The organism is Ruegeria profundi, assembly GCF_020171505.1.
Classification (GTDB): Bacteria; Pseudomonadota; Alphaproteobacteria; order Rhodobacterales; family Rhodobacteraceae; genus Ruegeria; species Ruegeria profundi.
Genome location: NZ_JAIUZS010000001.1, coordinates 692,114 through 716,895, shown reverse-complemented (window position 1 = coordinate 716,895; position 24,782 = coordinate 692,114). Strand labels below are relative to the sequence as shown.

Sequence of the window (24,782 nt, the reverse complement as noted above, 5' to 3'; positions counted from 1 at the left end):
CGGGGCCTCGTTCAGAACTAGATGCCAATATTACTGTGGCGCGCATGTTAATAATTGGGGTCAGGCATGCACCTTTTCTACGCTAAACTGAATAGTTTGGTTTGCTTTTTTTCGCAAGGGCGGCATGACGACGCGAAAATGCGCGAATTCCGGGCCTTGGCTTGGCGGGAACGCCGGGGTATGACATGGCGCCATACGAAAAGCACGCAGCCCGAGGAGCAGGCATGAGCGACGTCGACAGTTTCATTGATGAAGTGACCGAAGAGGTCCGGCGCGATCGCTTGTTTCTGTTACTGCGCCGATGGGGTTGGATCGGAGTTCTGGCGGTTGTCCTCATCGTAGGTGGGGCTGCATTCAACGAGTTCAGAAAAGCGCGCGCGACAAGTCAGGCAGAGCAGCTGGGTGATGAGATTCTCAGCGCTTTGTCGCAAAATGACTCAGCTGAACGCGCCAACAGCCTAGCAAGTATTGATGCGCCCACACCCGGTGGCGTTGCGGTTCTGAACATGCTTTTGTCTTCATCGCAGGTCGAAGCAGGGACACGCGAGGAAGCGGTTGAAAGCCTGAACGCGATTTCCGTTCAAGGGGATTTGCCGGAAATCTACCGTGCAATCGCTTCATTTAAGGCTCTGCTTTTGCAAAATGACACACTGCCGGTGGCGGACCGTCGGCAGCAGTTCGAAGCCCTGGCCGCCCCCGGCGCGCCGCTGCGATTGTTGGCCGAAGAACAGCTGGCGCTCATCGACATAGCTGAGGGGAATGCTGACGCTGCAATCGACCGCCTGCAGGCAATACGACAGGATGCAGACGTTGGCGTGGATCTTCAGCAGCGCGCGGCTCAGTTGATTGTTGCCCTTGGCGGCGAACCGGAGCCGCTGGCGGCCCAGCAGGGCTGACGCAGTGGCAAAAAGAATGACAGGCGAGTTCGGAGCATCATGGTGACAAGTCTTTTCTCCCGCGTTGGATTGTCGGTTGGGGCGCTATCTCTGATGGTGCTCGCGGCCTGTGAGGAACCCGAGGTTATCTTGCCCGGTCCGCGCGAGGATATTCGCCCCACGTCGGACAATGCTGCAGTTGTGACACGCGGCTCAAAACCGATAAGCCTGCCCGCACAGTCTGCGAATGCCGGGTGGTCGCAAAGCCCCGGCACTCCTGCATATCGGACGAACAACGCGGCCCTGCGCGCGACTCCACAACGGATTTGGTCTGCCTCTATCGGAGACGGGGATTCCCGAAAGCGCCGCATCACGGCCGAGCCTGTCGTCGCCGGGGGGCTGATCTATACGCTGGACGCTGGCGCGACCGTTTCCGCCGTCACACCCGCGGGGCAGGTCGCCTGGAGCACGGACCTGATCCCGGCATCTGACGGTGACTCGGATGCGACGGGCGGCGGGATGGCCTATGCAAACGGTGCTCTTTACGTGTCTTCGGGGTTTGGCCGGCTGTCGGCGCTGGATGCAAAAACCGGAGCGATCAGGTGGCAGAACCGCCTGAACGCCACCGGCAGCGGCGCACCGTTGGTCAATGACGGTCTGCTGTACCTTGTTGCGGGCGATGAAACCGGCTGGGCGGTAAATACAAAAGATGGCCGTATTGCCTGGCAGATTCAGGGCACGCCAAGCGTTGGTAACGTTTTGGGGGCTCCGGCCCCGGTGATTGCGTCTGATCTGTCGGTCTTTGCGTTCGGCTCGGGCGATATTGCAGCAACCTTCCGCAGGGGTGGAATTCGGCGCTGGAACGCTTCGGTCGCGGGCGGACGCCGCGGACGTGCGGCGGCGCAAATCGTGGACGTGACCGGTGGGCCGATGGTTGTGGGCAACACGATCTATATCGGCAACCATTCGGGCCGTACCGTTGCATTTGACGCCGGATCGGGCGAGCGACTGTGGACTGCGAACGAAGGTGCCGTGGATACCGTTTGGCCTGCGGGCAACAGCCTGTTCCTGATCAGTGACCGCAGCCAGTTGGTGCGGTTGGACATTTCGGATGGCTCTGTCGTTTGGACGCAAGACTTGCCGGGTTTCGTTAAGGACAGGCCGAATCGTCGCGGTCCGGTCTTTGCACATTATGGCCCGATCCTGGCCGGAGGACGCATCGTGATCGCCTCGAATGACGGGTTCCTGCGCTTCTTTAACCCGGTGGACGGAACGCTCGTTAACCGTGTTGAAGTGCCGGGTGGCGCCACCACAGCCCCCGTTGTGGCCGGACAGACGCTGTATGTTGTCTCGACCAAGGGTGATCTACACGCTTTCCGTTGACGGCAAGATGCGCTAAACGGCGCGTCTGAGTCTTGAAAGTTGAGTATCATGTCGCTGACCGTCGCCATCGTGGGGCGCCCGAATGTGGGCAAATCCACTCTGTTCAACCGCCTCGTGGGCAAACGTCTGGCCTTGGTCGACGACCAGCCCGGCGTGACGCGTGACCTGCGCGAAGGCGAGGGGCGGCTGGGCGACTTGCGGTTTACCGTGATCGACACGGCAGGGCTTGAGGACGCAACGGATGACAGCCTGCAGGGCCGGATGCGCCGCCTGACCGAGCGTGCGGTGGACATGGCCGATGTCTGCCTTTTCATGATCGACGCGCGCGTGGGTCTGACGCCCACCGACGAAATGTTCGCTGAGATTCTGCGCAAAAGGTCCAAGCACGTGATCCTTGCCGCGAACAAGGCCGAAGGTAACGCGGCGGATGCCGGTGTGCTAGAGGCCTACAACCTTGGCCTTGGCGAACCGGTGCGCCTGTCGGGCGAGCATGGCGAGGGAATGACAGACCTTTACGCGCAGCTGATGCCTTTGGCAGACGCGGCGGATGAACAGGCAGAAGACGACGCGCCGGAAACCGACATTACGTTGGATGAAGATGGCGAGGGCGAAACCCCGCAGATCACCGCGGCCAAACCGTTGCAAGTTGCGGTTGTAGGGCGCCCGAACGCTGGAAAATCCACCCTGATCAATAAGATCATCGGCGAAGATCGCCTACTGACCGGACCCGAGGCTGGCATTACGCGCGATGCGATCAGCCTGCGTATCGACTGGGCCGACCCCGATGGCGACAGCACGCCAATGCGAATTTTCGACACGGCGGGTATGCGCAAAAAGGCCAAAGTGCAGGAAAAGCTGGAGAAGCTCTCGGTCTCTGACGGGCTGCGCGCAGTAAAATTCGCCGAGGTTGTGGTGGTTCTGCTGGATGCCGCCATCCCGTTCGAACAGCAGGACCTGCGTATCGCCGACCTGGCAGAGCGCGAAGGCCGCGCTGTGGTTGTTGCTGTCAACAAATGGGACGTCGAAGAGAACAAGCACGAAAAGCTGCGCGAGTTGAAAGAGGCTTTCAACCGCCTGCTGCCACAATTGCGCGGTGCCCCATTGGTGACAGTTTCGGCCAAGACTGGCCGTGGGCTTGAGCGCCTTCGCGCGGCTATTCTACGGGCCCATGATGTCTGGAACCGGCGCGTTCCGACGGCCGCGTTGAACCGCTGGCTTACAACCATGCTGGAACAGCACCCGCCGCCTGCGCCGCAAGGTCGTCGGATCAAGCTGCGCTATATGACCCAGGCCAAGACCCGTCCGCCGGGCTTTGTCGTGATGTGCTCGCACCCGGATAAGATGCCGGACAGCTATACGCGGTATTTGGTAAACGGTCTGCGTGAAGATTTTGACATGCCCGGAACCCCCATCCGCCTGACATTGCGCGGACAGGGCGACAAAAACCCGTACAAAGGACGGCGCAAGAAAAACGCGGGCGCGCTGGCCAAACATCTGAAGGGCCGCGCGTAACTGCGCCAATTTTCAGCGTTTTCGGTGGAAGGGCGTGACAGGCCCGTTGCCGCAGGCTAGCATTCGCCTGCGTGCATGCGTTTTCTGCGCGCCACTTGAATACGAGGAAGACGCAAATAATTTCGCTATGATATTAACTTGGCCAAAGGTGGGGCAAGCTGAATGAATTTGCGGGAATACACACGGCAATATGCGGTTCAGGACAACAGACTTGCCGCGTTAAGTTATTTTGGAACCTTTGCCGTCTATTTCGGATCACTGGCACTGGCAATTGCCTATGTTGATCGCTGGTACATCATGGTCCCTGCCGGGGTTGTCTTCGCCTTCTCAGCCGTACGCCTTTACGTTTTGCAACATGATTGCGGTCATCATTCGCTGTTTGAAACGCGGGCGCAGAATGAGTGGGCCGGGCATGGATTGTCACCGTTCACCTTTGCCCCGTTCGAGGTGATGAAGCAAAACCACAATCTGCATCATGCGGGGATCGGCAATCTTGAGCACCGCGAGACAGGCGAAATTCACACCATGACGCTGCAGGAATGGAACACAGCAAACTGGCAAACGCGACTGTTCTATCGCCTCTACCGCAACCCGTTCATTCTGGTTCCGGTCGGCGCGTTGTTTACATATTTCATTCGCTACCGCTGGCCTAAAAATACGGTGCGGTTTGGGGTCAGGGGCGTGCTGCTGCACAATCTGTCGATCGTCGTATTTCTTGGGCTTCTTTTTCTTATCGCAGGGAGCACGGGCATTTTGGTCTGGCTAGTGTTTTCTCTGTTGGGCGGGATGTTGGGTGTCTTTCTGGTTTACCTGCAGCATAACTTTGAAGACACGTACTGGGATCGCCGTCCGGATCTTGACCCGCAACTGGCGGCGCTGCAGGGATCGTCTGCATTGGACTTTGGCTGGTGGTTCGACAATGCCGTGGCCTGTATAACGCTGCATGACATTCACCACTTCAATTCACGCATCCCCTCGTATCGCTTACGCGCGTGCCACTATAACCTTCCACCCGAATACACACCGCGCCGGATCAAATTCCCCGAGGCGGTGGCGGCGTTAAATTTGAAACTTTGGGATGAAGACGCAAAACGCCTCGTGCCCTTTCCCAAGAGCAGTCGCGCTAGCAGTCTTGCGCAGACCAATTGATAAACAGGAATGATATCAGGCCTATCGGCTTGCCGAAGTGTATATCCTCCGTATATACAAGAATAAATCAGGGAGAAAGGAAGGCCTCGTAATGACTGCAGTGACCGACGTTAACGGTGTAGGAGAAGCGCTTGGGCAGGCGCTGATTGCCAATGGATTCAAGACCGCCGAAGCCGTCGCAAGTGCCAGCCCCGACGATCTGGTCAAAGTCCCACGCATAGGGGCCGCGCGCGCATTGATCCTGATCGCTGCAGCGAAAGAGGCGATTGCAACCAAACCCGCGGCGAAAAGTTCGGCTGCTGCAAAGCCCGCGGCAGCAAAACCGGCAACACGCCGAGCGCCAGCGCGCAAACCTGCAACCCGCAGACCTGCAGCCAGAAAGACCGTAGCGGCCGCTGCGGCTGAAAAACGCGCTGAAGACGCGGCACGCAAAGCAGCCGAAGAAAAAGCCGCAGCCGAGGCCAAGGCCCGTAAAAAGGCGAAAGCCAAGGCCAAGGCTGAAAAGGCAGCCAAAAAGCTGCAAGAGATGGAGGCCGCATTCTCGAAGGCCAAGGATAAGGTGAAAGCCAAGGTCAAGAAGAAGGATAAGAAATCCAAGAAAGGCGGTAAGAAAAAGGACGACGCCAAGAAGGATAAAAAGAAAGACAAGAAGAAGGATAAGAAAAAGACGAAGAAGTAATCCTTCTTCGCCTTGCGTTTCTTGTTGAACCGGCACCGCGTGGCGCGGTAGCCGCTTTACTTTATGCCAGCGTACCGTCGAGTTGCAGCGTCAGCTTGCCGCCCAAATAGGGCGCAAGAACTTCGGGCAGGGTCACCGTGCCGTCCGCATTCTGGCCATTTTCAAGCACGGCGATCAGGCACCGTCCGACCGCCAGCCCCGAGCCGTTCAGCGTGTGCACGTACTCTGGCTTGCCCCCCGCTTCGGGACGGAAGCGTGCATTCATTCGGCGGGCTTGGAAGTCACCGCAGGTTGAGACCGAACTGATCTCACGATAGGTGTCCTGACCGGGCAGCCACGCTTCGATGTCGTAGGTGCGGCGCGCACCAAAACCCATATCGCCCGTGCACAAGATGACGGTGCGATAGGGGATGCCAAGCTTTTCCAAAATCCCCTCGGCGCAGCGCAACATGCGTTTTTGTTCGTCATCCGATTTGTCCGGATGGGTGACCGAGACCATCTCGACCTTTTCGAACTGATGCTGACGCAGCATGCCGCGCGTGTCTTTACCAGCCGATCCGGCCTCGGACCGGAAGCACAGGGAATGCGCGGTATAGCGGCGCGGCAGATAGCTTTCTTCGATCATCGTGTCGTTGACGATATTGGTCAGCGAAACCTCAGAGGTCGGGATCAACCACCACCCTTCGCGGGTCTGATAGCTGTCTTCGCCAAACTTCGGCAATTGGCCGGTGCCCTGCATCATTTCGGAGAGCACCAGAACCGGGCCGTTGACCTCGGTCAGTTCGTTTTCGTTGATATGCGTGTCCAGCATGAACTGCGCCAAAGCACGGTGAATGCGGGCAACGCCGCCAGACAGCAGCACAAAACGCGAGCCCGAGAGTTTGGCGGCGGTTTCGAAATCCATGCCATTCTGAACGGATTCGATTTCGAAGTGCTCCTTGGGAGCAAAACCCAGTTCCCGCGGAGTACCCCAGCGGTTGATCTCGACATTGTCAGCCTCATCCACGCCTTCGGGCACATCATCGGCGGGCAGGTTAGCGATACGGATCAGCTGGTCGGTCAGCAGAGCGTCAAGGTCTTTCGCCTCAGTCTGCATTCGGGCGACCTCGGCCTTTTTCTCTGCCACCAATGCGCGAAGGCGTTCGAATTCGGCCTCATCACCGCGCCCTTTTGCGGCACCCACCTCTTTCGAGGCTTTGTTCTGTTCGGCCTGCGCGGTTTCTGCCGCCAGAATCTTGGCGCGGCGGCTTTCGTCCAGCCGCAGCAGGTCTGACGACACCGGCGCGTCCCCACGGCGCGCAAGGGCGGCGTCAAAGGCGGCTGGGTTTTCGCGAATGGCGCGGATGTCGTGCATGGTTCAGGTCCTTAATCGTGAATCACTCGCGTCGCTTATGCACCATCTGGAGAGCAGGGTGTAGCACCGGTTACGACTTGTCGATTTCCGCGTGCGCTTCATGCGCCAGATGCCCATCCCATTCCACCGCGGGGATTTTCGGCTCGGGCGGGTCGGCCATGTAGGATGGCGTCATGATCTGCACGTTATTTTCATTGAAAACAGCCACGATGTTGCGGTGCAGGTCGGATTTGATCTTTGGAATGATACTGCCGCGCGTGGTATAGCCATTGATCTGATAGTTGATCGCGTAATCGGCCAAAGCGGTCCACAGCACGAATGGTTCGGGCCTGATCTTAATTCCATTGGTGCGATTGGCGGCCTCGATCAGCATCGCCTCAACCTTTTCGGGCGGTTCCTCGTAGCCGATGCCGACGGTGGTATGCAGCAACAGACCGCTACCGTCGGTTTTCTTGGAAAAGTTTACCACGTCCGAGTTCATCAACTGGGCATTCGGAATCGAGATCAGTTCATTCTTGATGGATTTCAGATGCGTCTCCATCAGTTTGATTTGCACCACATCGCCGATGTGATCCCCGATCTGGATACGGTCTCCGATCGAGGTGGAGCGGCGATAGATCACGAACAATCCCGCCAGCATGTTGGACACGACCGAGTTCGCGCCCAGTGACAGCATCGCGCCGACCAGAATGGTCAACCCCTGGAAGGCCGCCGAATCCGACCCGGGGATGTAGGGCACTGCAAAGACCAGCGCGATCAAAATCACCACGACCCGGGCGATGTTGAACGTCGGATTGATCCAGTGCTTCTCGAAATCGCCGATGTCGAACGAGCCTGCCTCGACCGCATCGAAGAACACGCGCATGCCTTTGATGATGTACATCGTGACCCAGGTGATCAGGCCCAACATGATCAGATTGGGGATGTATCCAATTATGCCCTTGAAGATCAGCAGCGCCGGTTCGGTCAGGTAAGTCAGCAGCAACTGCGCGAAATAGCGTGTCTCGGCAAACGCCAGAAGGACGAACGAGAGGTAGTAGTAAAAGCCGACGAAGAAGATGACCAACAGGACGAAGTTCAGGGCGTAGCGGACCAACGCGTCAATCGCTTCGGCCTGTACGCTTTTGGCGGTGGCTGTTTCCACGTCGCGCAAATACCGTTTGACGAATTTCAGCGTGCGGCGCCGGATACGTCGGTACAGCCACAGGATCGCCACGCTAAACACCACAAAGCCAAACGTCCAGGCCGCGGCCTCGATGGCGCCAGAGACAAGGGCCTGTTCGGTCCGGTTGGCGCGGTACGAGATGATGGCATCCTCGATGGCTTCGCCATGCAGAAGGCTAAGAACGTCCAGTTCCATCTGCTCCAGTTCGGCATCGGCTGCAGTGACCAGGGATATGATTTCCCCGTCAGCCAGGATGCGGATACCCAGATCGGTCTCTTCGAAGGAGATGTCGACGGTTGGGTTTTCGGACGCCTCGGCGACTTCGACGATTGTGGTCTGAAGACGCTCGGCCCGCTCAGTGGCGGGCAGGGCGCTTGAGCCGCGCAGGAAGAACAGCGTATCGCCATCAACGACTACGGGAGCCTTGAAAACGTCTGAGTCGGTGATCTCGGTCTCGCCCGGCTCAGTAGAAGTCTCCTGCGCAAGGGCGAAGGTGGACAAAAGCAGGATTGCGCAGGCTGCGCGCAAAAGATGCACCAGCAACTCGAAGGGTTTGAAGTTCCTTGGCATTCGTCCTCCTCGCCCCCGACTATATCCAAGTCAGCAGACGTTCCTAGGACATATCTGCAACGCTTCGAAACATCCTTATGGCCGGGCATGGAAATCCGGAAATTTTCCGATACGGCCTTTGCTTGCAAACAGCTGCTTCAAAGCATAGGTTCTCGCAAAATTTGCGGCACTCGTTCGCAACTCCAAACCAAAAGGAATATCCCATGGAAGGTGGCGCAATCGCCCAGTTTCTCCCGCTGATTCTGATCTTTGCGATCATGTATTTCCTGCTGATCCGTCCGCAGCAGAAGAAGATGAAACAACATCAGGCCATGGTCGATGCCGTGCGCCGAGGCGATCAGGTGGTCACCCAGGGCGGCGTGATCGGCAAAGTTTCGAAGGTCAAGGAAGGCGAGAACGAGATTGAGGTCGAGATCGCCGACAACGTTAAGGTCCGCGTGGTCAAGTCAACCATCGCTCAGGTTTTGAACAAGACCGAACCGGCGAAGTAACTTCGCGCGACAATTCCTTGAAAAGGCAGGGTAATGCTGCAAATTGATACCTGGAAGCGGGTTCTGATCTGGCTGGTCTGCGTGACTGGCCTGCTCATGGCTCTGCCGAATGCGTTTTACACGCGCGTCGAGCAATCCAATGATGCCAAAGTCGAAATTGAACTTGGCATCGACACTCCGGAATTACAGGCCGAGGCGGCGCAGTGGCCCAATTGGCTGCCGTCCTCTTTGGTCAATCTTGGCCTGGACTTGCGCGGCGGTGCGCATTTGCTGGCCGAAGTGAAGGTCGAAGATGTGTACGAATCCCGGATGGAGGCCATGTGGCCGGAAATCCGGGACGCTTTGCGGGATGAACGTGCCACTGTCGGCACGATCCGCAAGCAGGAGTCGGCCCCGGATGAGATTCGCGTGCGCATCAGCCAGCCCGACGGCATGTCGCGCGCGCTGGAAGTCGTGCGTGGCCTTGCGCGACAGGTGCAGACCCTGACCGGAGTGGGGGCCACGGATATCGAGGCCCGCGCCGAGGGTGATACGATCATCGTACAGCTCTCAGAGGCTGAGAAACTGGCCTCTGATGACCGTACTGTTCGGCAGGCGCTGGAAATCATCCGGCGTCGTATCGACGAGGTGGGCACGCGTGAGCCGACGATTCAACGTCAGGGTGCCCAACGCATCCTGATTCAGGTACCCGGTATAGGAAGCGCGGGTGAGCTGAAGGAAATCATTGGCACGACCGCGCAACTGACCTTCAACCCGGTCGCCGGGCGCGGAACCGACCCTGATGCAGTACCGGGTATCGGCCAAGAAATTGTGCCATCCATTGATGAAACGGGCGTTTACTACACGCTAGAGTCCGCTCCGGTTGTTACGGGAGAGGAATTGGTGGACGCGCAGCCTTCCTTCGATCAGAACGGTCGCCCTGCGGTCAGCTTCCGGTTTAACACCTCGGGCGCGCGAAAGTTTGGCGATTATACGCTTGAAAACATCGGCGCGCCCTTTGCCATCGTACTGGATGATGAGGTGATTTCGGCCCCCGTGATCCAAAGCCATATTCCGGGCGGGTCGGGGATTATCACCGGGAATTTCACAGTCGAAGAAAGCACCAATCTGGCCGTCCTGTTGCGTGCCGGTGCTCTGCCTGCGGGGATGGAGTTCCTGGAAGAACGCACCATCGGCCCCGAGCTGGGGCAAGACAGTATCGACGCGGGTCAGGTGGCAACTGTAGTGGCTTTCGTCGCAGTGCTGGTCTTCATGGGGCTGAGCTATGGTCTGTTCGGCGTTTTTGCCAACATCGCGCTTATCATCAACGTGGGACTACTGTTTGGTCTGCTTTCCTTGATCGGGGCAACGCTGACATTGCCGGGTATTGCGGGCATCGTTCTGACCGTCGGCATGGCGGTCGACGCAAATGTGCTGATCTTTGAGCGTATTCGCGAGGAATTGAAATCAGCCAAAGGTCCGGCGCGCGCGATTGAACTCGGCTATGAAAAGGCGCTGTCGGCGATTTTGGATGCCAACGTGACAACATTCATTACCGCCGTGATCCTGTTTGCCATGGGCAGCGGCCCGGTGCGCGGGTTCGCGATTACACTGGGGCTGGGCATCCTGACGTCTGTCTTTACGGCGATCTTCGTGACCCGCCTGATGATCGTGATGTGGTTTGAACGGCGCCGTCCGAAAATGATCGAGGTTTGACATGAGACTGAAACTCGTACCCCAAAACACCTCGTTTGATTTTTTCAGCCGCTGGAAGGCGTGGCTGGGCATTTCGGGCGCATTGATGATCGTGGCGTTTGTGTCGTTCATGCTGCAAGGGTTGAACTTTGGTATCGACTTTCGCGGCGGGACGACGATCCGGACCGAAAGCGCGCAAGTGATTGACGTTGGTGCATATCGCGACGCCATCGCGCCGCTGGAGTTGGGCGACGTTTCGATCACCGAGATTTTTGATCCGACGTTCGGGCCGGATCAGAACGTCGCAATGATCCGCATTCAAGCGCAAGAAGGGGCCGAGGCCGTATCGGCTGCCACGGTTACAGCTGTGGAACAGGCGCTGAAGGTCGCGGCACCCGATATCGAATTTGCGTCCGTTGAATCGGTTGGCCCCAAAGTTTCAGGCGAGTTGATCCAGACCGCGGTAATCGCCGTTGTACTGGCTATCGGCGCTGTGCTTGTCTACATCTGGCTGCGCTTTGAATGGCAATTCGCGCTGGGGGCTGTAGCAGCTCTTGTCCATGACGTGATCCTGACCATCGGCATCTTCTCGGAACTGCAAATTCGGTTTGACCTGGCAATTATTGCGGCGTTGCTGACCATCGTGGGCTATTCGCTGAACGACACTGTGGTTGTCTTCGACCGCGTGCGTGAGAACCTACGGAAGTACAAGAAAAGGGACCTCAAAGAGGTTCTGAACATCTCGATCAACGAAACGCTCAGCCGGACCGTGATGACCTCGGTGACTACGCTGCTGGCGCTGATCTCGCTCTATGTACTGGGCGGTGACGTGATCCGAGGGTTCGTTTTTGCGATGATCTGGGGTGTGATCGTGGGGACGTATTCCTCGGTCTTCGTGGCCTCGACCATCCTGCTTTGGTTGGGGGTCAAACGCGACTGGTCGAAGCCGTCCAACACTTCAGGCAATCAGTTTGCCAATATCGACGCCTGAGTTTTTCGGCCAGTCCCCAACGGGGCTGGCTGTTGTTCTTTTTGCCGCATTTGTCGGCGGAGTGGTCCGCGGCTTTTCGGGCTTTGGAACCGCGTTGGTATTTCTTCCGATCGCTGCCCCTTATCTTGGCCCATTTGGTGCCTTGATTGGCTTGACCATCATGGACATCTTCGGCCCATTGCCGAACCTGCGCCGCGCCTGGCAAGCCGTGGATCGGGGCGATCTGGTTCGCTTGTTCGTGGGCTGCGTGTTTTTAATGCCGGTTGGACTGTGGGTGCTGACGCAAGTTGCGCCCGAGGTTTTCCAATATGCAGTCAGTCTTTTGGGGCTTTCGATGTTGGTCGTCCTGATCCTTGGGGTTCGTTATCACGGCCATGTTGGCCGCGTCATGGTTGCTGGCATCGGCGGAGCCGCTGGGTTTCTGGGCGGCGCGGCGGGTTTGCCCGGTCCGGCGGTGATCCTTTTCTATATGTCGCGCCCTCTGCCGGTCGACGTCATACGCGCAACAATTCTCTTGTTCCTGTTTGGATTCGATTTCCTTCTTCTTGGGTTTTTGACGGGGATGGAGCGGGTGACGCTGGCTGCATCGGCCCTTGGACTCGTGCTGGCCGTACCTAATCTTCTGGGCAATTGGCTGGGCGGCTGGTTGTTCAGGCCACAGCAAGAAAAGCTTTACCGGGGTGCTGCTTATCTAACGATTGCAGGAGCGGCCTTGTCTGGCCTGCCGCTTTGGGGATAGAACACGCTCATGCGCTTGAACGAGATTTCTTATACCAACGCGGCCCCGATTGACGGGTATGGCCCCGGGTTTTTCCGGATTGGCGGGCAGGTTTACCAGGGCGGTGTTGTGACTGGTCCGGCCGGAACGACCTCTTGGAGTGGATACATTGACGAGGCACCGTTGCTCGCGCTGGCTGACACCGTGGATGTTCTGTTCATCGGTACGGGTGCGGACCTGTCGCATATTCCGGCTGACCTGCGCGCGGCGCTTGAAAACGCTGGGCTGGGGGTTGAGATCATGAACTCTCCGGCTGCGTGCCGCACGTATAACGTGCTGTTGTCGGAAGGGCGGCGTATCGCGTTGGCCCTGTTGCCTGTCTGAGTCGACTAAATCCCCTGCGTCAAATCTTGTCTTTTGCCCCTGACGGCAATGAGATAAGCGGGACTTATGACATTAACTGTGACCGATCTGGCCATCGCCCGTGGTGGCGTCCCCGTGCTTGAAGGCCTGAGCTTTGCGCTGCATCCGGGTAAGGCGCTGATATTGCGCGGGCCGAACGGGATCGGCAAAACCACCTTGCTGCGGACGCTGGCCGGGTTGCAACCACCACTGTCCGGCCAGATTGATGGGGCCGAAGATCAGATCGCTTATGCTTCGCATTCCGATGGGTTGAAGCCGACGTTAACGGTGATGGAGAACCTGACGTTCTGGGCGTCGGTCTTTGGGACAAAGGGTATTCAACACGCGCTCGACGCCTTTGCGCTTAACGCGTTTTCTGATCGCTACGCGGGCAATCTGTCAGCGGGGCAGAAACGACGTCTGGGTCTTTCGCGGATGCTGGTGACAGGGCGGCCGATCTGGATGCTGGACGAGCCGACCGTTTCGCTTGACCGCGATGCCGTACAGATGTTCGCCGAGGCCGTGCGTAATCATCTGGGGCAGGGCGGATCGGCCCTGATTGCAACCCATATAGACCTGGGCCTGGACGGTGACGTATTGGACGTCACCCCGAACAAAGCCAAGCTGCAACCCATCGATGATCTCGACGGAGGTTTCCTGTGATCGCCTTGCTGATGCGCGACCTCAAACTGGCCTTCCGCGCGGGTGGCGGCTTTGGCCTTGGTCTGGCGTTTTTCCTGATCGTGACGGTGTTGGTGCCGTTTTCAGTTGGGCCGCAATCCTCATTGCTGTCGACCATCGCGCCAGGTGTCTTGTGGCTGGGCGCGCTGTTGGCGTGTCTGTTATCACTGGACCGGCTTTTGGCGCTGGATTGGGAGGACGGCTCGCTGGATCTTCTGGCAACCGCGCCTCTGCCGCTGGAATCCGTGGTCACGATCAAGGCGCTGGCCCATTGGCTGACCACCGGCCTGCCGCTGGTTCTGGCCGCGCCATTTCTGGGGATATTGTTGAACCTCCCGGTGCCGGGGTTCTTCTGGTTGGTCATCTCGCTGCTGGTCGGCACCCCGGCCATGAGTGTGATCGGCACGTTTGGTGCGGCCCTGACCGTTGGCCTGAAACGAGGAGGTCTCTTGCTGTCACTGCTTGTGCTGCCGCTTTACGTGCCAACGCTGATTTTCGGGGCCGAAGTCGCGCGCCGCGGAGCCACTGGGATGGAGACCCAGACCCCCCTATTGATGCTGGCCGGAATTACAGCGGCTACTATCGCGCTATTGCCCTTCGCAAGCGCTGCCGTTTTGCGTATTAACCTTCGATGACGCGGTCAAACTTTGACGGATGTCAATTGAGAACGAACACGAGTCGGACTAAATAACACCCATGTCGATCGCAGCCAAAGCCAACTCCCTCTGGGAATATGCCAACCCGCGGAAATTCCTCGCGACTAGTGAGCGGGTCTTGCCGTTTTTCTGGATCACTTCGGCAATCTGTGTCGTGGTTGGGCTGGTGTGGGGGTTCTTTTTTACACCGGATGACTACAAGCAGGGCTCGACCGTAAAAATCATCTACCTGCATGTCCCGGCGGCGTTGATGGCGATAAATTGCTGGCTGATGATGCTGGCCACGTCTTTGATTTGGCTGGTGCGGCGGCACCATGTCAGCGCGCTGGCCTCGCGTGCAGCGGCCCCGGTGGGCATTGTCATGACCCTTATTGCGCTGGTGACCGGCGCCATTTGGGGCCAGCCGATGTGGGGTACATGGTGGGCGTGGGATCCCCGCCTGACCTCGTTCCTGATCCTGTTCCTGTTCTATCTTGGCTATGTCGCTTTGTGGGAGGCGATCGAAGACCCCGATACCGCCGCTGATCTGACCTCGGTCCTGTGTCTGGTTGGGTCCGTTTTCGCGTTGCTCAGCAGATACGCGGTGAATTTCTGGAACCAGGGTCTGCATCAGGGTGCATCGGTGATGCGTGTCGCCGCGGTAACCGGCGCGGACACAGAAGAGAAGGTAAGCAACGTTTACTTCTACCCGCTGTTGCTTTGCATTATCGGGTTCGTGCTGTTGTTCATCGCATTGGTCTTGTATCGCACCGGCACTGAAATTCGGGCGCGGCGTATCAAAGCGCTGCAAGCGCGGGAAAGGGTAAGCGGATGATGCCCGACCTTGGGAAATATGCTGACACGGTTTTGTGGTCTTATGCGGCGTCGATTGTTCTGCTTGTATTGTTGCTGGTGATTAGTGTAGCGCGCGGGCGGAGGGTGCGCGCCGAAATGGAAAAGATCGAACAAAGGATGACGCGCGATGGCTAAAATTTCTCCGCTGATGATTGCGCCGCCTCTGATCTTCGGCGTATTCGCGGTGATGGCTGGCTTTGGTATGTTTCGCGACGACCCGGATGCGTTGCCTTCGGCGCGGGAAGGGCAGCCGGCACCGCCTGTTGTGCTGACCGAGTTTCCGGGGAAAACGATATTTGATGATGCCACCCTGCGCGACGGTGAGGTCAAGCTGGTCAATTATTGGGCAAGTTGGTGCGCGCCCTGCCGGGCTGAACACCCCAACCTTGAGGCGCTGTCCAACGAAGGCGTCCCCGTCTACGGCATCAACTACAAGGATAAGCTGAACAACGCTAAGGCATTCCTGACTGAGCTGGGTGATCCTTACCGGGCGATCGGACAGGATGAAAACGGCCGAATGGCGCTGGATTGGGGTCTTTACGGCGTGCCCGAGACCTACGTCATCGACGGAGATGGTACGATCATCCTGCGTTTTGCCGGTCCAATCACCCAACGTGTCATCGAAAGCACGATCCGACCTGCGTTGGAAAAGGCGGCGGGAAGTTAGTGCTTCGCACGTTGCGAACGCGGCAATCCGCCTGTCGACCACTGCGACAAGCTGCTACGGAAATACGAAAGGGCGCCCCATAGGACGCCCTTTTTTGTTGTTTAGCACGCGGGTTTAACTTGCTTTGGCAAGGTTGCGCAGCACGTAGTGAAGCACGCCACCGTTTTCGATGTATTCGATCTCGGGTGCCGTATCGATGCGGCACTTGAGGGTGATCGTCTTTTCTGTGCCATCGCCATAGGTGATGGTGCAGGGCACTTCTTGCAGCGGTTTGACCGAGTCCAAGCCATGGATTGAAACGGTCTCATCCCCCTTCAAGCCCAGCGATTTGCGTGTGTCGCCGCCGGTGAATTCGAATGGGATAACCCCCATGCCAACAAGGTTCGAACGGTGGATACGCTCGAAACTTTCGGCGATTACGGCCTTGACGCCCAGCAACGCGGTGCCCTTCGCGGCCCAGTCGCGTGACGAACCTGCACCGTATTGTTCACCGCCGAAGACAACCAGCGGTACCCCCTGTTTCTGGTAGGCCATCGACGCCTCGTAAACCGAGGTTTGCTGGCCATCGGGACCTTTCGTATAACCGCCTTCGACACCATCCAGCATCTCATTCTTCACACGGATATTCGCGAAAGTGCCGCGCATCATCACCTCGTGATTGCCGCGACGCGAGCCGTAAGAGTTGAACTCACGCGGCTGAACCTGGCGTTCTGTCAGATACTTGCCCGCCGGTGTCTGTGTCGCAAACGACCCTGCGGGCGAGATGTGGTCGGTGGTGATCATGTCACCCAGGATTAGCAGAACCTTTGCCCCTTCGATGTTCGAAATCGTTCCCGGCTCGGGTCCCATGCCTTGAAAATAGGGCGGGTTCTGGATGTAGGTCGACGTCGGTGGCCAGTCATAGGTTTCCTGTTGGGGAACCTCGACCTCGCGCCACTTCTCATCACCTTTGAACACGTCCGCATATTTCGACTGGAATGCTTCGCGCGTTACGGTCTGTTCGACAAGTTCGGCGATTTCGCTTTGTGTTGGCCAGATATCTTTCATGAAGACGTCGTTGCCATCTTTGTCTTGGCCGATCGGTTCGGAAGTCACGTCGATATCCATGGTGCCTGCCAGCGCGTAGACGACGACCAGCGGCGGTGAGGCCAGATAGTTGGCGCGCACGTCTGGTGAAATGCGACCTTCGAAATTCCGGTTGCCCGACAGGACCGAGGTCGCGACCAGATCGCCTTCGGCAATTGCTTCGCTGATCTCTGTCTGGAGCGGGCCCGAGTTGCCGATACAAGTGGTGCAGCCGTAGCCCACAAGGTTAAACCCGATGGCGTCCAGATGTTCCTGCAGACCGGCGGCCTCAAGATATTCCGACACCACCTGCGATCCGGGTGCCAAAGATGTCTTGACCCAAGGCTTGCGGTTCAGGCCGAGCTCATGCGCCTTTTTCGCCACCAGTCCGGCGCCGATCATCACATACGGGTTCGAGGTGTTCGTGCATGAGGTGATCGAAGCGATCACAACCTTGCCCGATTCCATCTTGTAGTCTTCGCCCTTGACCGGCACTTCCTTGCCCATCGGACGTTTGAAAGTCCTTTCCATTTCCTGGCGGAAAGCGGCCTTGGCATTCGTCAGTGGAACATAGTCCTGCGGGCGCTTGGGCCCCGAGATGGCCGGAACGATAGTGGCCATGTCCAACGAAAGCGTGTCAGTGTAGATCGGTGCATAGTTTTCATCCCGCCAGAACCCGTTTTCCTTGGCATAGGCTTCGACCAGCGCCAGACGCTCCTCATCGCGGCCGGTATTGCGCATATAGCGCAGGGTCTCACCGTCGATAGGGAAGAATCCGCATGTCGCGCCGTATTCCGGGGCCATATTCGCGATTGTCGCACGATCAGCCAGTGGCAGACGGTCCAGACCTTCGCCATAAAATTCAACGAATTTTCCAACCACGCCCTTTTCGCGCAGCATTTCGACAACCTTGAGCACCAGATCGGTGCCAGTGGTGCCCTCGACCATCGAGCCAGTGAGTTCAAAGCCCACGACCTCGGGGATCAGCATTGAGATCGGCTGACCCAGCATCGCGGCCTCGGCCTCAATACCTCCAACGCCCCAGCCCAGAACTGCCATTCCGTTGACCATGGTGGTGTGACTGTCAGTGCCGACCAATGTGTCGGGGTAGGCGACGTCTTCCCCGTTCTGGTCGGTGTCGGTCCAGACGGTTTGGGCCAGGTATTCCAGGTTTACCTGATGGCAGATGCCAGTTCCCGGCGGCACCACGCGAAAGTTGTTGAAGGCCGACTGACCCCATTTCAGGAACTGGTAGCGTTCCATGTTGCGCTCATACTCGCGGTCGACGTTCATCTGGAACGCGCGGGGATTGCCGAATTCGTCGATCATGACCGAGTGGTCGATAACCAGATCCACAGGGTTCAGCGGATTGATCTTTTGCGCATCGCCGCCCAAACCTTTGATGCCGTCGCGCATTGCGGCAAGGTCCACGACAGCCGGAACGCCGGTAAAGTCCTGCATCAGAACGCGGGCGGGTCGATATGCAATTTCCCGTGGGTTTTTGCCACCATTGGCCGCCCACTCTCCGAAAGCTTTGATGTCATCGACCGAGACAGAAAACCCGTTGTCCTCAAATCTCAGCATGTTTTCCAGCACCACTTTCAAAGCGGCGGGTAGACGTGAAAAATCGCCCAAGTTAGCCTCTTGTGCTGCGGGGATCGAGTAATAGGAAATGGACTTGCCGTTCACGCTCAGGCTGCGTCGTGTCTTGGCGGTATCTTGTCCAACAGTAATGGGCATTTAGTGGTCTCCCTCTCAAATGAATTGGATAATGGGATTCGCTGCATTTTTTTGTAGCATGATCGCTGCGCGTTCAAGGCTGGATGCCTTTGAATAGTATTTGTATACCAGTGAATACAAAGCAAGGGCGTGGCGTCAGAATTCTCAAGAAACCTTGATTGGAGATTTGGTGCTGATCCGTCTACATCTTGTGGGCATCCTCAAAAACCTGAGATTTTTTATGGTCAGAATTGCTTCAGCCGCCGTGTTTGCTTCGCTATTATGTGCCACTTCGGTCGCTGCCGAAAGTGATCCTGTGGTGGTCGAACTGTTTACGTCGCAGGGATGTTCGGCATGCCCGCCGGCGGATCGGTTGATGCATGATCTGGCGCAGCGCGAGGATGTGATCGGTTTAGCCCTGCATGTGGATTACTGGGACTACATCGGTTGGAAGGATGAGTTCGCCGATCCCAGTCATACCGAGCGGCAGCGCGACTATGCGCGGCAGGCTGGGCGCTCAATGATCTTCACGCCGCAGATGGTGGTGAATGGTCAGCAAGACGTCGTGGGTGCGCATGTATACGAATTGAATCAGTTGATAGATGCGCATCTGACCGCCGCCGCTGAGGCCGAGGTGGTGGCAACCCGTACGGGCAGTGAAGTCTTGGTGGATGTGACACCGGTCGAGCTGCCTGAGGGCGAAGTATATGATGTACGCGTGGTTCAATATACGCCGATGCGCCATGCCTCAATCCGCCGCGGTGAACTTGCCGGGTACGAGATGGAGTATGCAAATGTCGTGGAATCCTGGCATATAGCCGGACAGTGGGATGGGGCGGCGTCGCAGCAGTTTTCGGTGAAATTGACCGCAGACCTTCCAGCGGTGGCGCTGATTCAGCGGGTTGGGCACGGACTTATCGTAGCGGCTGCCCGCGTCAAGTGATCACGGCATATCTTCGGGTTGGACGCCCAAGCCATTCCACGCTTTCCAGCGGCGATGAATCCAAAACCACTGGCCCATATGCTGCCGTACGACGGCCTCAAGATCATCATTGGTGAACTGAGTCATGGTTTTTGGGTCGGTGTGTGGGACGGGGTCATGTAAAACGATCTCAAAATCAAGACCGTTGGGTTGGCGAATTGCATAGCACGGGATTAGCACCGCCTTGTATTTCATCGCCAATTCGGCATTCAGAACGGATGTAACGGCGGGTTTGCCGAAGAATGTCAGCTCTTCCCCGCCATGGGCATGCAGGTCTGACACGATGGCGATAATGCCACCTTTTTTGAGTGAGCGCACCATCTCGACCATTCCACGGCGACCCTGTTCGAACATGGGCGCACCCGTTTTATAGAACGCCTCGACATACATGTCGTTGAAATACGGGTTCGCCATGCGCCGGTAGAGGCATCCGATAGGTTGGCCGCTACGTGCCTGTAGTGCGATTCGGGCCGCAAGGTAGTGACCAAAATGCGCCGTGATCATCATGACTGGGCGCCCTTGGGCCACGGCGTCGTCAAACGCGGCAATGCCTGGCCCCGAGATCTTGGCATTGGCCTGGCGTTCGGTAAAACCTTCGGGCGAAAAATGCTCCATTATTGCACGGCCCGCATTGTCGGGGACATCTCGGCAGATGCGTTTGACTTCGGCTTCCGTCAGTTCGGGATGGGTTAGTTTTAGATTTCTGCGGACGCGTTCGGTGAATCCGACCAACGGAGCAAGCCCGCGCACAATTGCCCCCATCGCTGCGATGCGCCGCTCATACGGCAGCAGGCGCATCGTTCCGATAACACCTTTCATGAACAGACCGGTCACGTAGTACTTCCAGAGCGCCCCTCGGCTGAGTTCCGACTTTTCGACGGGCATTTTCTGGTCTCACCGGCTGTTGTGATTTGCTGGGCCAGACATACAAGGCACGTTGACCGACCACAAGCTTTCCTATGGTTCAAGTCTGGGTGTTTGCCTACTCTTCGCTGTCTTCTTCGATCAGTTTGATGACCCCTCCGTCCAGAAGGCTGCGGATCGTGCTTACAACCTTTGCCATCGCGTCCTCAGCCTCGGATTGCTTCACCTTGCCAAGATCCGCGACTTCATCGCGAAAACTGTCGGCCATTCGTGAAGGGATGCTAGACAGCAGAAATTCAACAGTCTTCTTATCTTCATCCGATGTAGCCCCGGCAAAGGCTGTAAACAGATCGGTCTGATCCAGTTCGCGAAGAATTGTCAGGACATCCCGGGCGCGAACCCGGGTTGAAATATGCGCAAAGGTAAAGATTGAACGGCGGACGACGCTGGCGAAATCCGCGTCCTCCTCGTCCAGTGCGTCCAACAAACCATCGCGCATGGACGCCGCTGAGTGGTTCAGAATTGCGCCGACGCGCGCGCCGGGACCATCGGTAAACGCCTGCAATGGTCGTTGATCCAGTTGGGTCGCCAGCGACCATCCGATCCGCTCGACCGCTTCGGGTGTAATGTTAGAGGTTTTGGAAACAGCATAAGTGATCCGTCGCGCCGTTGGGCCGGGCAGGTGCCCCAAGAGCTGAGCCGCCTTCGCGGTTTCCAACTTTGACAGCATGACTGCGGCGATCTCTGTGCTTTCTGCCTGTGCCATCTTGGCCAATTCTTCGGCAGGGACGTCACGCAGGCGCTGCCACGGATCACCGATCTGGCGAACTCCGGCGACTTTGCGCAGCCGCGCCGCCGTTGCAGGACCAATCTTACCGTCCACCGCATCCAGCGCGCCTGCCAGGCCATGTGGGAACGCGAGGCCGATACCGTCCAGCGCCTCGGCAAATTCCTGCGCGACTGCGTCCAGCGTCACACGATCCACCAAACCCATTTCTCCCAATTGGTGGGTCAGCTTTTCCTGCAATTCATCCGGCAGGTCTTCAAGTGGGATATCTGCGCCTTCGTTCAGCAGCAATCGCACGACCACAGCAGCCTTTTGTCTGCTGGTAAGCGTGCGGGGAACAAGCCGGGGGGCGCTATCGTCCTGATCAGCCAGCGGAGTTGCTGCCCCCGCGTCCAACTGTAACAATGAGTTTGTGTCTTGCATCTGCCTGCGGTGTCAAAGTTGCTTTCCGCAGGCAGATTAACGAGAATTGGGTAAAGAAAGACTGAAGTCTAGTAACTGTAAGTCAGACCAGTTTGAATCGCCTCACGCAGTGAAGTTTCGGCCCATGTTCCTTCACCGCCGCGGGCTTTGATTTCCCGCCACTGCATGATCGCAAGATCGGTTTTGCCTTCGCTGACAAACCCCTGACCCATGTAGCTGCGCGCCAGAATATTGTCGGGGTTGGCTTCGATGGCGTTGTTGTAATAGACGTTCGCCAGTTCAAGTTCGCCCATCTTACGGTATGTAAAACCCCAATAGGTCATCACGCGGTCATCGTCCTGATCCATGATGCGCAATATATTCTGCGCGTTCTCAAGTTGACCGTCATAGGCCAGTTCCCGCACAGCGTCGTACAATTCATCCTGGGTAAAGTTCGTCTTGTCCGGCTTCACGCAGCGCCCGGCATCCTTGTCATAGACGCGGCCAAACAGACATTTCTTGGTCGTGTTGGTTGGTTTAGGTGCAGTACTGCTGTCGCCACCCGCAGCATGCACAACAGGTGCAAAGGCAAATGCCTGAAGGGCAATTGCTGAGACTAATACAAGGCGCATCTTCCTACTCCGTTCAAAAAGCGGCTAAATTTTAGCTTAGCGCGAACTTACAAAAAGATAACGATCACTTGCTCGCTTTTCTTCACGAATAGGATAGATAGCTTCAGCTATTGACGAGTTTCGCGCAGGTCTGGCTTTCGGCGTCCCAATATGTGCCCGGCGCGCAGGATTGGGTTTGCTTTGAATGGCCGCTGCAGGCCAATGCAGCCGAAGCTGATATCGTAAGGGCCAAAGCACAAATCGTGATGCGGATCATAGCGTTTCTCCGGTTCGTATATACACCGACACCATAGCTGATTTTTGCAATTCAGGCAAAGAAACAGAGCCCGGGCCGCGTTTGGCGAACCGGGCTCTGACAACCGTTTGATTGGTCAGGTGTTATTCGCCGAATACACGCGCGAAGATCGTGTCGACATGTTTGGTGTGATAGCCAAGGTCGAATTTTTCTTCGATTTCTTCGGTACTCAGCGCGGCGGTCACGTCGGGGTCTGCCAGCAGTTCCTCTTTGAAATCGGTGCGATGTTCCCAGACTTTCAGCGCATTGCGCTGCACCATGGCATAGGCATCTTCGCGGCTGACCCCTGCTTGGGTCAGTGCCAGCAGAACACGCTGGCTCATCACCAGACCGGGGAACTTGTTCATGTTCTCGATCATGTTCTCGGGGAAGATCAGCATCTTGTCGACCACGCCGGTCAGTCGCGCCAGCGCGAAGTCCAGCGTGATCGTGGCATCTGGGCCAATCATGCGTTCAACCGAGGAATGCGAGATATCACGCTCGTGCCACAGCGCCACGTTTTCCATCGCCGGGATCACAGCCGCGCGCACCATGCGCGCCAGCCCGGTCAGGTTCTCGGTCAGCACGGGATTTTTCTTGTGGGGCATGGCCGAGGAGCCTTTTTGCCCCATCGAGAAGAACTCGGCCCCCTCCAGCACCTCGGTCCGCTGCATGTGGCGGATTTCGACGGCGATGTTCTCGATGCTGCTGGCGATGACGCCCAGCGTGGCAAAAAAGGCCGCGTGGCGGTCGCGCGGGATGACCTGCGTGCTGATCGGCTCGGGCACCAGACCCAGCTGGTCGCAGACATGCTCTTCGACGCGTGGGTCGATATTGGCGAAAGTGCCGACCGCGCCGCTGATCGCGCCAGTGGCGATTTCGGCGCGCGCGTCGCGCATACGGGACAGGTTGCGGTCCATTTCAGCATAGAAACGGGCAAAGGTCAGGCCCATCGTGGTGGGTTCCGCGTGAATGCCGTGGCTGCGCCCGATACGAATAGTGTCCTTGTGTTCGATCGCGCGGCGTTTCAGGGCCGCCAGCAAGCCTTCCAAATCCGCGATCAGAATATCGGCGGCACGCGTCAGCTGCACGTTAAAGCAGGTGTCCAGCACGTCCGAGCTGGTCATGCCCTGATGCACGAAGCGGGCCTCTTCGCTGCCGACATGCTCGGCAAGGTGAGTGAGAAAAGCGATGACGTCGTGCTTGGTGACGGCCTCGATCTCATCAATGCGGGCGACGTCAAATTCAACGTCTTTGGCTTTCCAGACAGCTTCGGCATTTTCACGCGGGATCACACCCAGATTGGCCATGGCGTCGCAGGCATGCGCCTCGATCTCGTACCAGATGCGAAACTTGGTCTCAGGCGACCAAATGGCGACCATGTCGGGGCGGGAATAGCGTGGAATCATTGGCGGCGTGACCTTTTTGTGATTGGCATGAGACGTTGGCGCGCGGTTTAAACCCGCAATCCCCAGGGAACAAGGCACGAGTGAAAGTATGAGACGGTTTGCCCTGATTTTGGCCCTTTTACCCGGAATTCTAGCGGCGGAAGATTTCCGCGCGCTGACCGGGGATGAGATTTTGGATGCTCTGACTGGTCAAAAGCTCGACTATGGTGACGGTGTTTGGCAGACATTCGACGAAAACATGCTGACGCAGTATTTCTCGGGTCGCGCCAGTTCCGGGTGCTGGGCGGTGCGCGAGGATCGGTATTGCTCGCTTTGGCCCCCGTCGGATAGGTGGGCCTGTTACGACGTGCTGCAAAGTGGTGACACGATCCGATTTGTCGATGACACTGGCGGCTTCACCGACGGAGCCTTTGCCCAATGACCTTGCCACGCAGCCTTTTCGATTTCGAAGGCAGTTGGAACCTGAGCCGCACCATTCACGATACTCGGGCGGGGCAAGTCGTGCACGCGCAGGGTCAGGCGAGTCTCGGCCCGACAAAAGGTGGTTTGGTCTATGATGAAGAGGTCTGTCTGCGTATCCCGGGCCAAGCCGAGATGAAAGGTACGCGACGGTATTTGTGGCTAGATGCGGGGGATCGGATTTCCGTCCATTTCGACGATGAACGGTACTTTCATGCCTTGTATCTGGGACAGGTGCGATCCTCGGATCACCACGATTGCCCGCCCGACAGTTATGATGCAGTCTACGATTTCTCGAGTTGGCCGACGTGGTCAGTGACTTGGACAGTCTCGGGGCCAAGAAAGGCCTACGAAATGACGACCGAATACCGCCCCAGATAGCGCAATC

26 protein-coding genes are annotated in these 24,782 nt (G+C 57.5%); 18 read left to right on the top strand and 8 right to left on the bottom strand.

From position 1 onward, the window contains the following. Positions 1-224: 224 nt before the first annotated feature. The 5 genes from LCM21_RS03450 (at position 225) to LCM21_RS03430 (ending at position 5,598) form a co-directional block, all read left to right on the top strand. Positions 225-896 carry a hypothetical protein gene (locus LCM21_RS03450; protein ID WP_224889331.1) on the top strand — a complete coding sequence of 224 codons (672 nt, stop codon included), beginning with the start codon at positions 225-227 and terminating at the stop codon, positions 894-896. 39 nt (positions 897-935) lie between these two features. Then, positions 936-2,258, top strand: a complete 1,323-nt coding sequence (locus tag LCM21_RS03445; RefSeq protein WP_068332077.1) for a PQQ-like beta-propeller repeat protein — start codon at positions 936-938, stop codon at positions 2,256-2,258. Positions 2,259-2,306: 48 nt separating this feature from the next. Then, positions 2,307-3,770 carry a ribosome biogenesis GTPase Der gene (gene der, locus LCM21_RS03440; RefSeq protein WP_224889330.1) on the top strand — a complete coding sequence of 488 codons (1,464 nt, stop codon included), beginning with the start codon at positions 2,307-2,309 and terminating at the stop codon, positions 3,768-3,770. A 162-nt stretch (positions 3,771-3,932) separates the two neighbouring features. Then, positions 3,933-4,919, top strand: coding sequence for a fatty acid desaturase (locus tag LCM21_RS03435; RefSeq protein ID WP_224889329.1), 987 nt, complete (start codon positions 3,933-3,935; stop codon positions 4,917-4,919). A 91-nt stretch (positions 4,920-5,010) separates the two neighbouring features. After that, on the top strand, positions 5,011-5,598 hold the full coding sequence (locus LCM21_RS03430) for a helix-hairpin-helix domain-containing protein (RefSeq protein WP_224889328.1): 588 nt from the start codon (positions 5,011-5,013) through the stop codon (positions 5,596-5,598). Positions 5,599-5,659: 61 nt separating this feature from the next. Here LCM21_RS03430 and serS read toward each other — a convergent pair whose 3' ends face one another. Together serS and LCM21_RS03420 are read right to left on the bottom strand one after the other, a co-directional pair. Beyond that, the gene (gene serS, locus LCM21_RS03425) at positions 5,660-6,952 is read right to left on the bottom strand and encodes a serine--tRNA ligase (protein WP_224889327.1); all 1,293 of its coding nucleotides are present in this window, start codon (positions 6,950-6,952) and stop codon (positions 5,660-5,662) included. Positions 6,953-7,022: 70 nt separating this feature from the next. Beyond that, a complete protein-coding gene (locus LCM21_RS03420; RefSeq protein WP_224889326.1) occupies positions 7,023-8,687 on the bottom strand; it encodes a mechanosensitive ion channel family protein in 1,665 nt (554 codons plus the stop codon). Positions 8,688-8,890: 203 nt separating this feature from the next. Here LCM21_RS03420 and yajC point away from each other — a divergent pair, with 203 nt between their 5' ends. The 10 genes from yajC (at position 8,891) to LCM21_RS03370 (ending at position 15,801) form a co-directional block, all read left to right on the top strand. Then, positions 8,891-9,178, top strand: a complete 288-nt coding sequence (yajC, locus tag LCM21_RS03415) for a preprotein translocase subunit YajC (RefSeq protein WP_068332061.1) — start codon at positions 8,891-8,893, stop codon at positions 9,176-9,178. A gap of 33 nt (positions 9,179-9,211) precedes the next feature. Beyond that, positions 9,212-10,873 carry a protein translocase subunit SecD gene (gene secD, locus LCM21_RS03410; RefSeq protein WP_224889325.1) on the top strand — a complete coding sequence of 554 codons (1,662 nt, stop codon included), beginning with the start codon at positions 9,212-9,214 and terminating at the stop codon, positions 10,871-10,873. A gap of 1 nt (position 10,874) precedes the next feature. After that, a complete protein-coding gene (gene secF, locus LCM21_RS03405; RefSeq protein WP_224889324.1) occupies positions 10,875-11,843 on the top strand; it encodes a protein translocase subunit SecF in 969 nt (322 codons plus the stop codon). Then, positions 11,824-12,582, top strand: coding sequence for a TSUP family transporter (locus LCM21_RS03400; RefSeq protein WP_224889323.1), 759 nt, complete (start codon positions 11,824-11,826; stop codon positions 12,580-12,582). The genes secF and LCM21_RS03400 overlap by 20 nt, the downstream gene beginning before the upstream one ends. 9 nt (positions 12,583-12,591) lie before the next feature. Further along, a complete protein-coding gene (locus LCM21_RS03395) occupies positions 12,592-12,945 on the top strand; it encodes an Mth938-like domain-containing protein (RefSeq protein ID WP_224889322.1) in 354 nt (117 codons plus the stop codon). Positions 12,946-13,011: 66 nt separating this feature from the next. Next, positions 13,012-13,626: a heme ABC exporter ATP-binding protein CcmA gene (gene ccmA / locus LCM21_RS03390; RefSeq protein ID WP_224889321.1), complete on the top strand. Its 615-nt coding sequence runs from the start codon at positions 13,012-13,014 to the stop codon at positions 13,624-13,626. Beyond that, positions 13,623-14,279 carry a heme exporter protein CcmB gene (gene ccmB, locus LCM21_RS03385; protein WP_224889320.1) on the top strand — a complete coding sequence of 219 codons (657 nt, stop codon included), beginning with the start codon at positions 13,623-13,625 and terminating at the stop codon, positions 14,277-14,279. Before ccmA ends, ccmB begins: the two co-directional genes overlap by 4 nt. A 61-nt stretch (positions 14,280-14,340) precedes the next feature. Then, entirely contained in the window at positions 14,341-15,114 is a 774-nt protein-coding gene (locus LCM21_RS03380; RefSeq protein ID WP_224889319.1) for a heme ABC transporter permease, read from the top strand. Continuing rightward, positions 15,111-15,269 carry a heme exporter protein CcmD gene (gene ccmD, locus LCM21_RS03375; protein ID WP_224889318.1) on the top strand — a complete coding sequence of 53 codons (159 nt, stop codon included), beginning with the start codon at positions 15,111-15,113 and terminating at the stop codon, positions 15,267-15,269. Before LCM21_RS03380 ends, ccmD begins: the two co-directional genes overlap by 4 nt. Next, complete coding sequence (locus tag LCM21_RS03370) at positions 15,262-15,801, top strand: DsbE family thiol:disulfide interchange protein (protein WP_224889317.1); 540 nt, start codon at positions 15,262-15,264, stop codon at positions 15,799-15,801. Before ccmD ends, LCM21_RS03370 begins: the two co-directional genes overlap by 8 nt. A 114-nt stretch (positions 15,802-15,915) precedes the next feature. Here the strand turns inward: LCM21_RS03370 and acnA are convergent, their stop codons facing one another. Then, on the bottom strand, positions 15,916-18,606 hold the full coding sequence (acnA, locus tag LCM21_RS03365; protein WP_224889316.1) for an aconitate hydratase AcnA: 2,691 nt from the start codon (positions 18,604-18,606) through the stop codon (positions 15,916-15,918). A 220-nt stretch (positions 18,607-18,826) separates the two neighbouring features. Here acnA and LCM21_RS03360 point away from each other — a divergent pair, with 220 nt between their 5' ends. Next, positions 18,827-19,528, top strand: a complete 702-nt coding sequence (locus tag LCM21_RS03360; RefSeq protein ID WP_224889315.1) for a DUF1223 domain-containing protein — start codon at positions 18,827-18,829, stop codon at positions 19,526-19,528. On the opposite strand, the gene LCM21_RS03355 is transcribed toward LCM21_RS03360, so the two are convergent. The 5 genes from LCM21_RS03355 to purB form a co-directional block, all read right to left on the bottom strand. Continuing rightward, entirely contained in the window at positions 19,529-20,452 is a 924-nt protein-coding gene (locus LCM21_RS03355; RefSeq protein WP_068332029.1) for a lysophospholipid acyltransferase family protein, read from the bottom strand. It lies immediately after the preceding gene. A 97-nt stretch (positions 20,453-20,549) separates the two neighbouring features. Beyond that, entirely contained in the window at positions 20,550-21,641 is a 1,092-nt protein-coding gene (locus LCM21_RS03350) for a flagellar motor switch protein FliG (protein WP_224889314.1), read from the bottom strand. A 68-nt stretch (positions 21,642-21,709) separates the two neighbouring features. After that, positions 21,710-22,252 (bottom strand): tetratricopeptide repeat protein, encoded by a 543-nt coding sequence (locus tag LCM21_RS03345; RefSeq protein ID WP_224889313.1) that lies wholly within the window; start codon positions 22,250-22,252, stop codon positions 21,710-21,712. Between the two features lie 103 nt (positions 22,253-22,355). Beyond that, positions 22,356-22,508, bottom strand: a complete 153-nt coding sequence (locus LCM21_RS20810; protein ID WP_157769920.1) for a chitin-binding domain-containing protein — start codon at positions 22,506-22,508, stop codon at positions 22,356-22,358. A gap of 122 nt (positions 22,509-22,630) precedes the next feature. Further along, the gene (purB, locus tag LCM21_RS03340) at positions 22,631-23,935 is read right to left on the bottom strand and encodes an adenylosuccinate lyase (RefSeq protein ID WP_224889312.1); all 1,305 of its coding nucleotides are present in this window, start codon (positions 23,933-23,935) and stop codon (positions 22,631-22,633) included. Positions 23,936-24,023: 88 nt separating this feature from the next. On the opposite strand from purB, the gene LCM21_RS03335 reads away from it, so the two are divergent. Next, positions 24,024-24,356, top strand: a complete 333-nt coding sequence (locus LCM21_RS03335) for a hypothetical protein (RefSeq protein ID WP_224889311.1) — start codon at positions 24,024-24,026, stop codon at positions 24,354-24,356. Continuing rightward, positions 24,353-24,775, top strand: coding sequence for a DUF6314 family protein (locus tag LCM21_RS03330; protein ID WP_224889310.1), 423 nt, complete (start codon positions 24,353-24,355; stop codon positions 24,773-24,775). The genes LCM21_RS03335 and LCM21_RS03330 overlap by 4 nt, the downstream gene beginning before the upstream one ends. Positions 24,776-24,782: the final 7 nt, after the last annotated feature.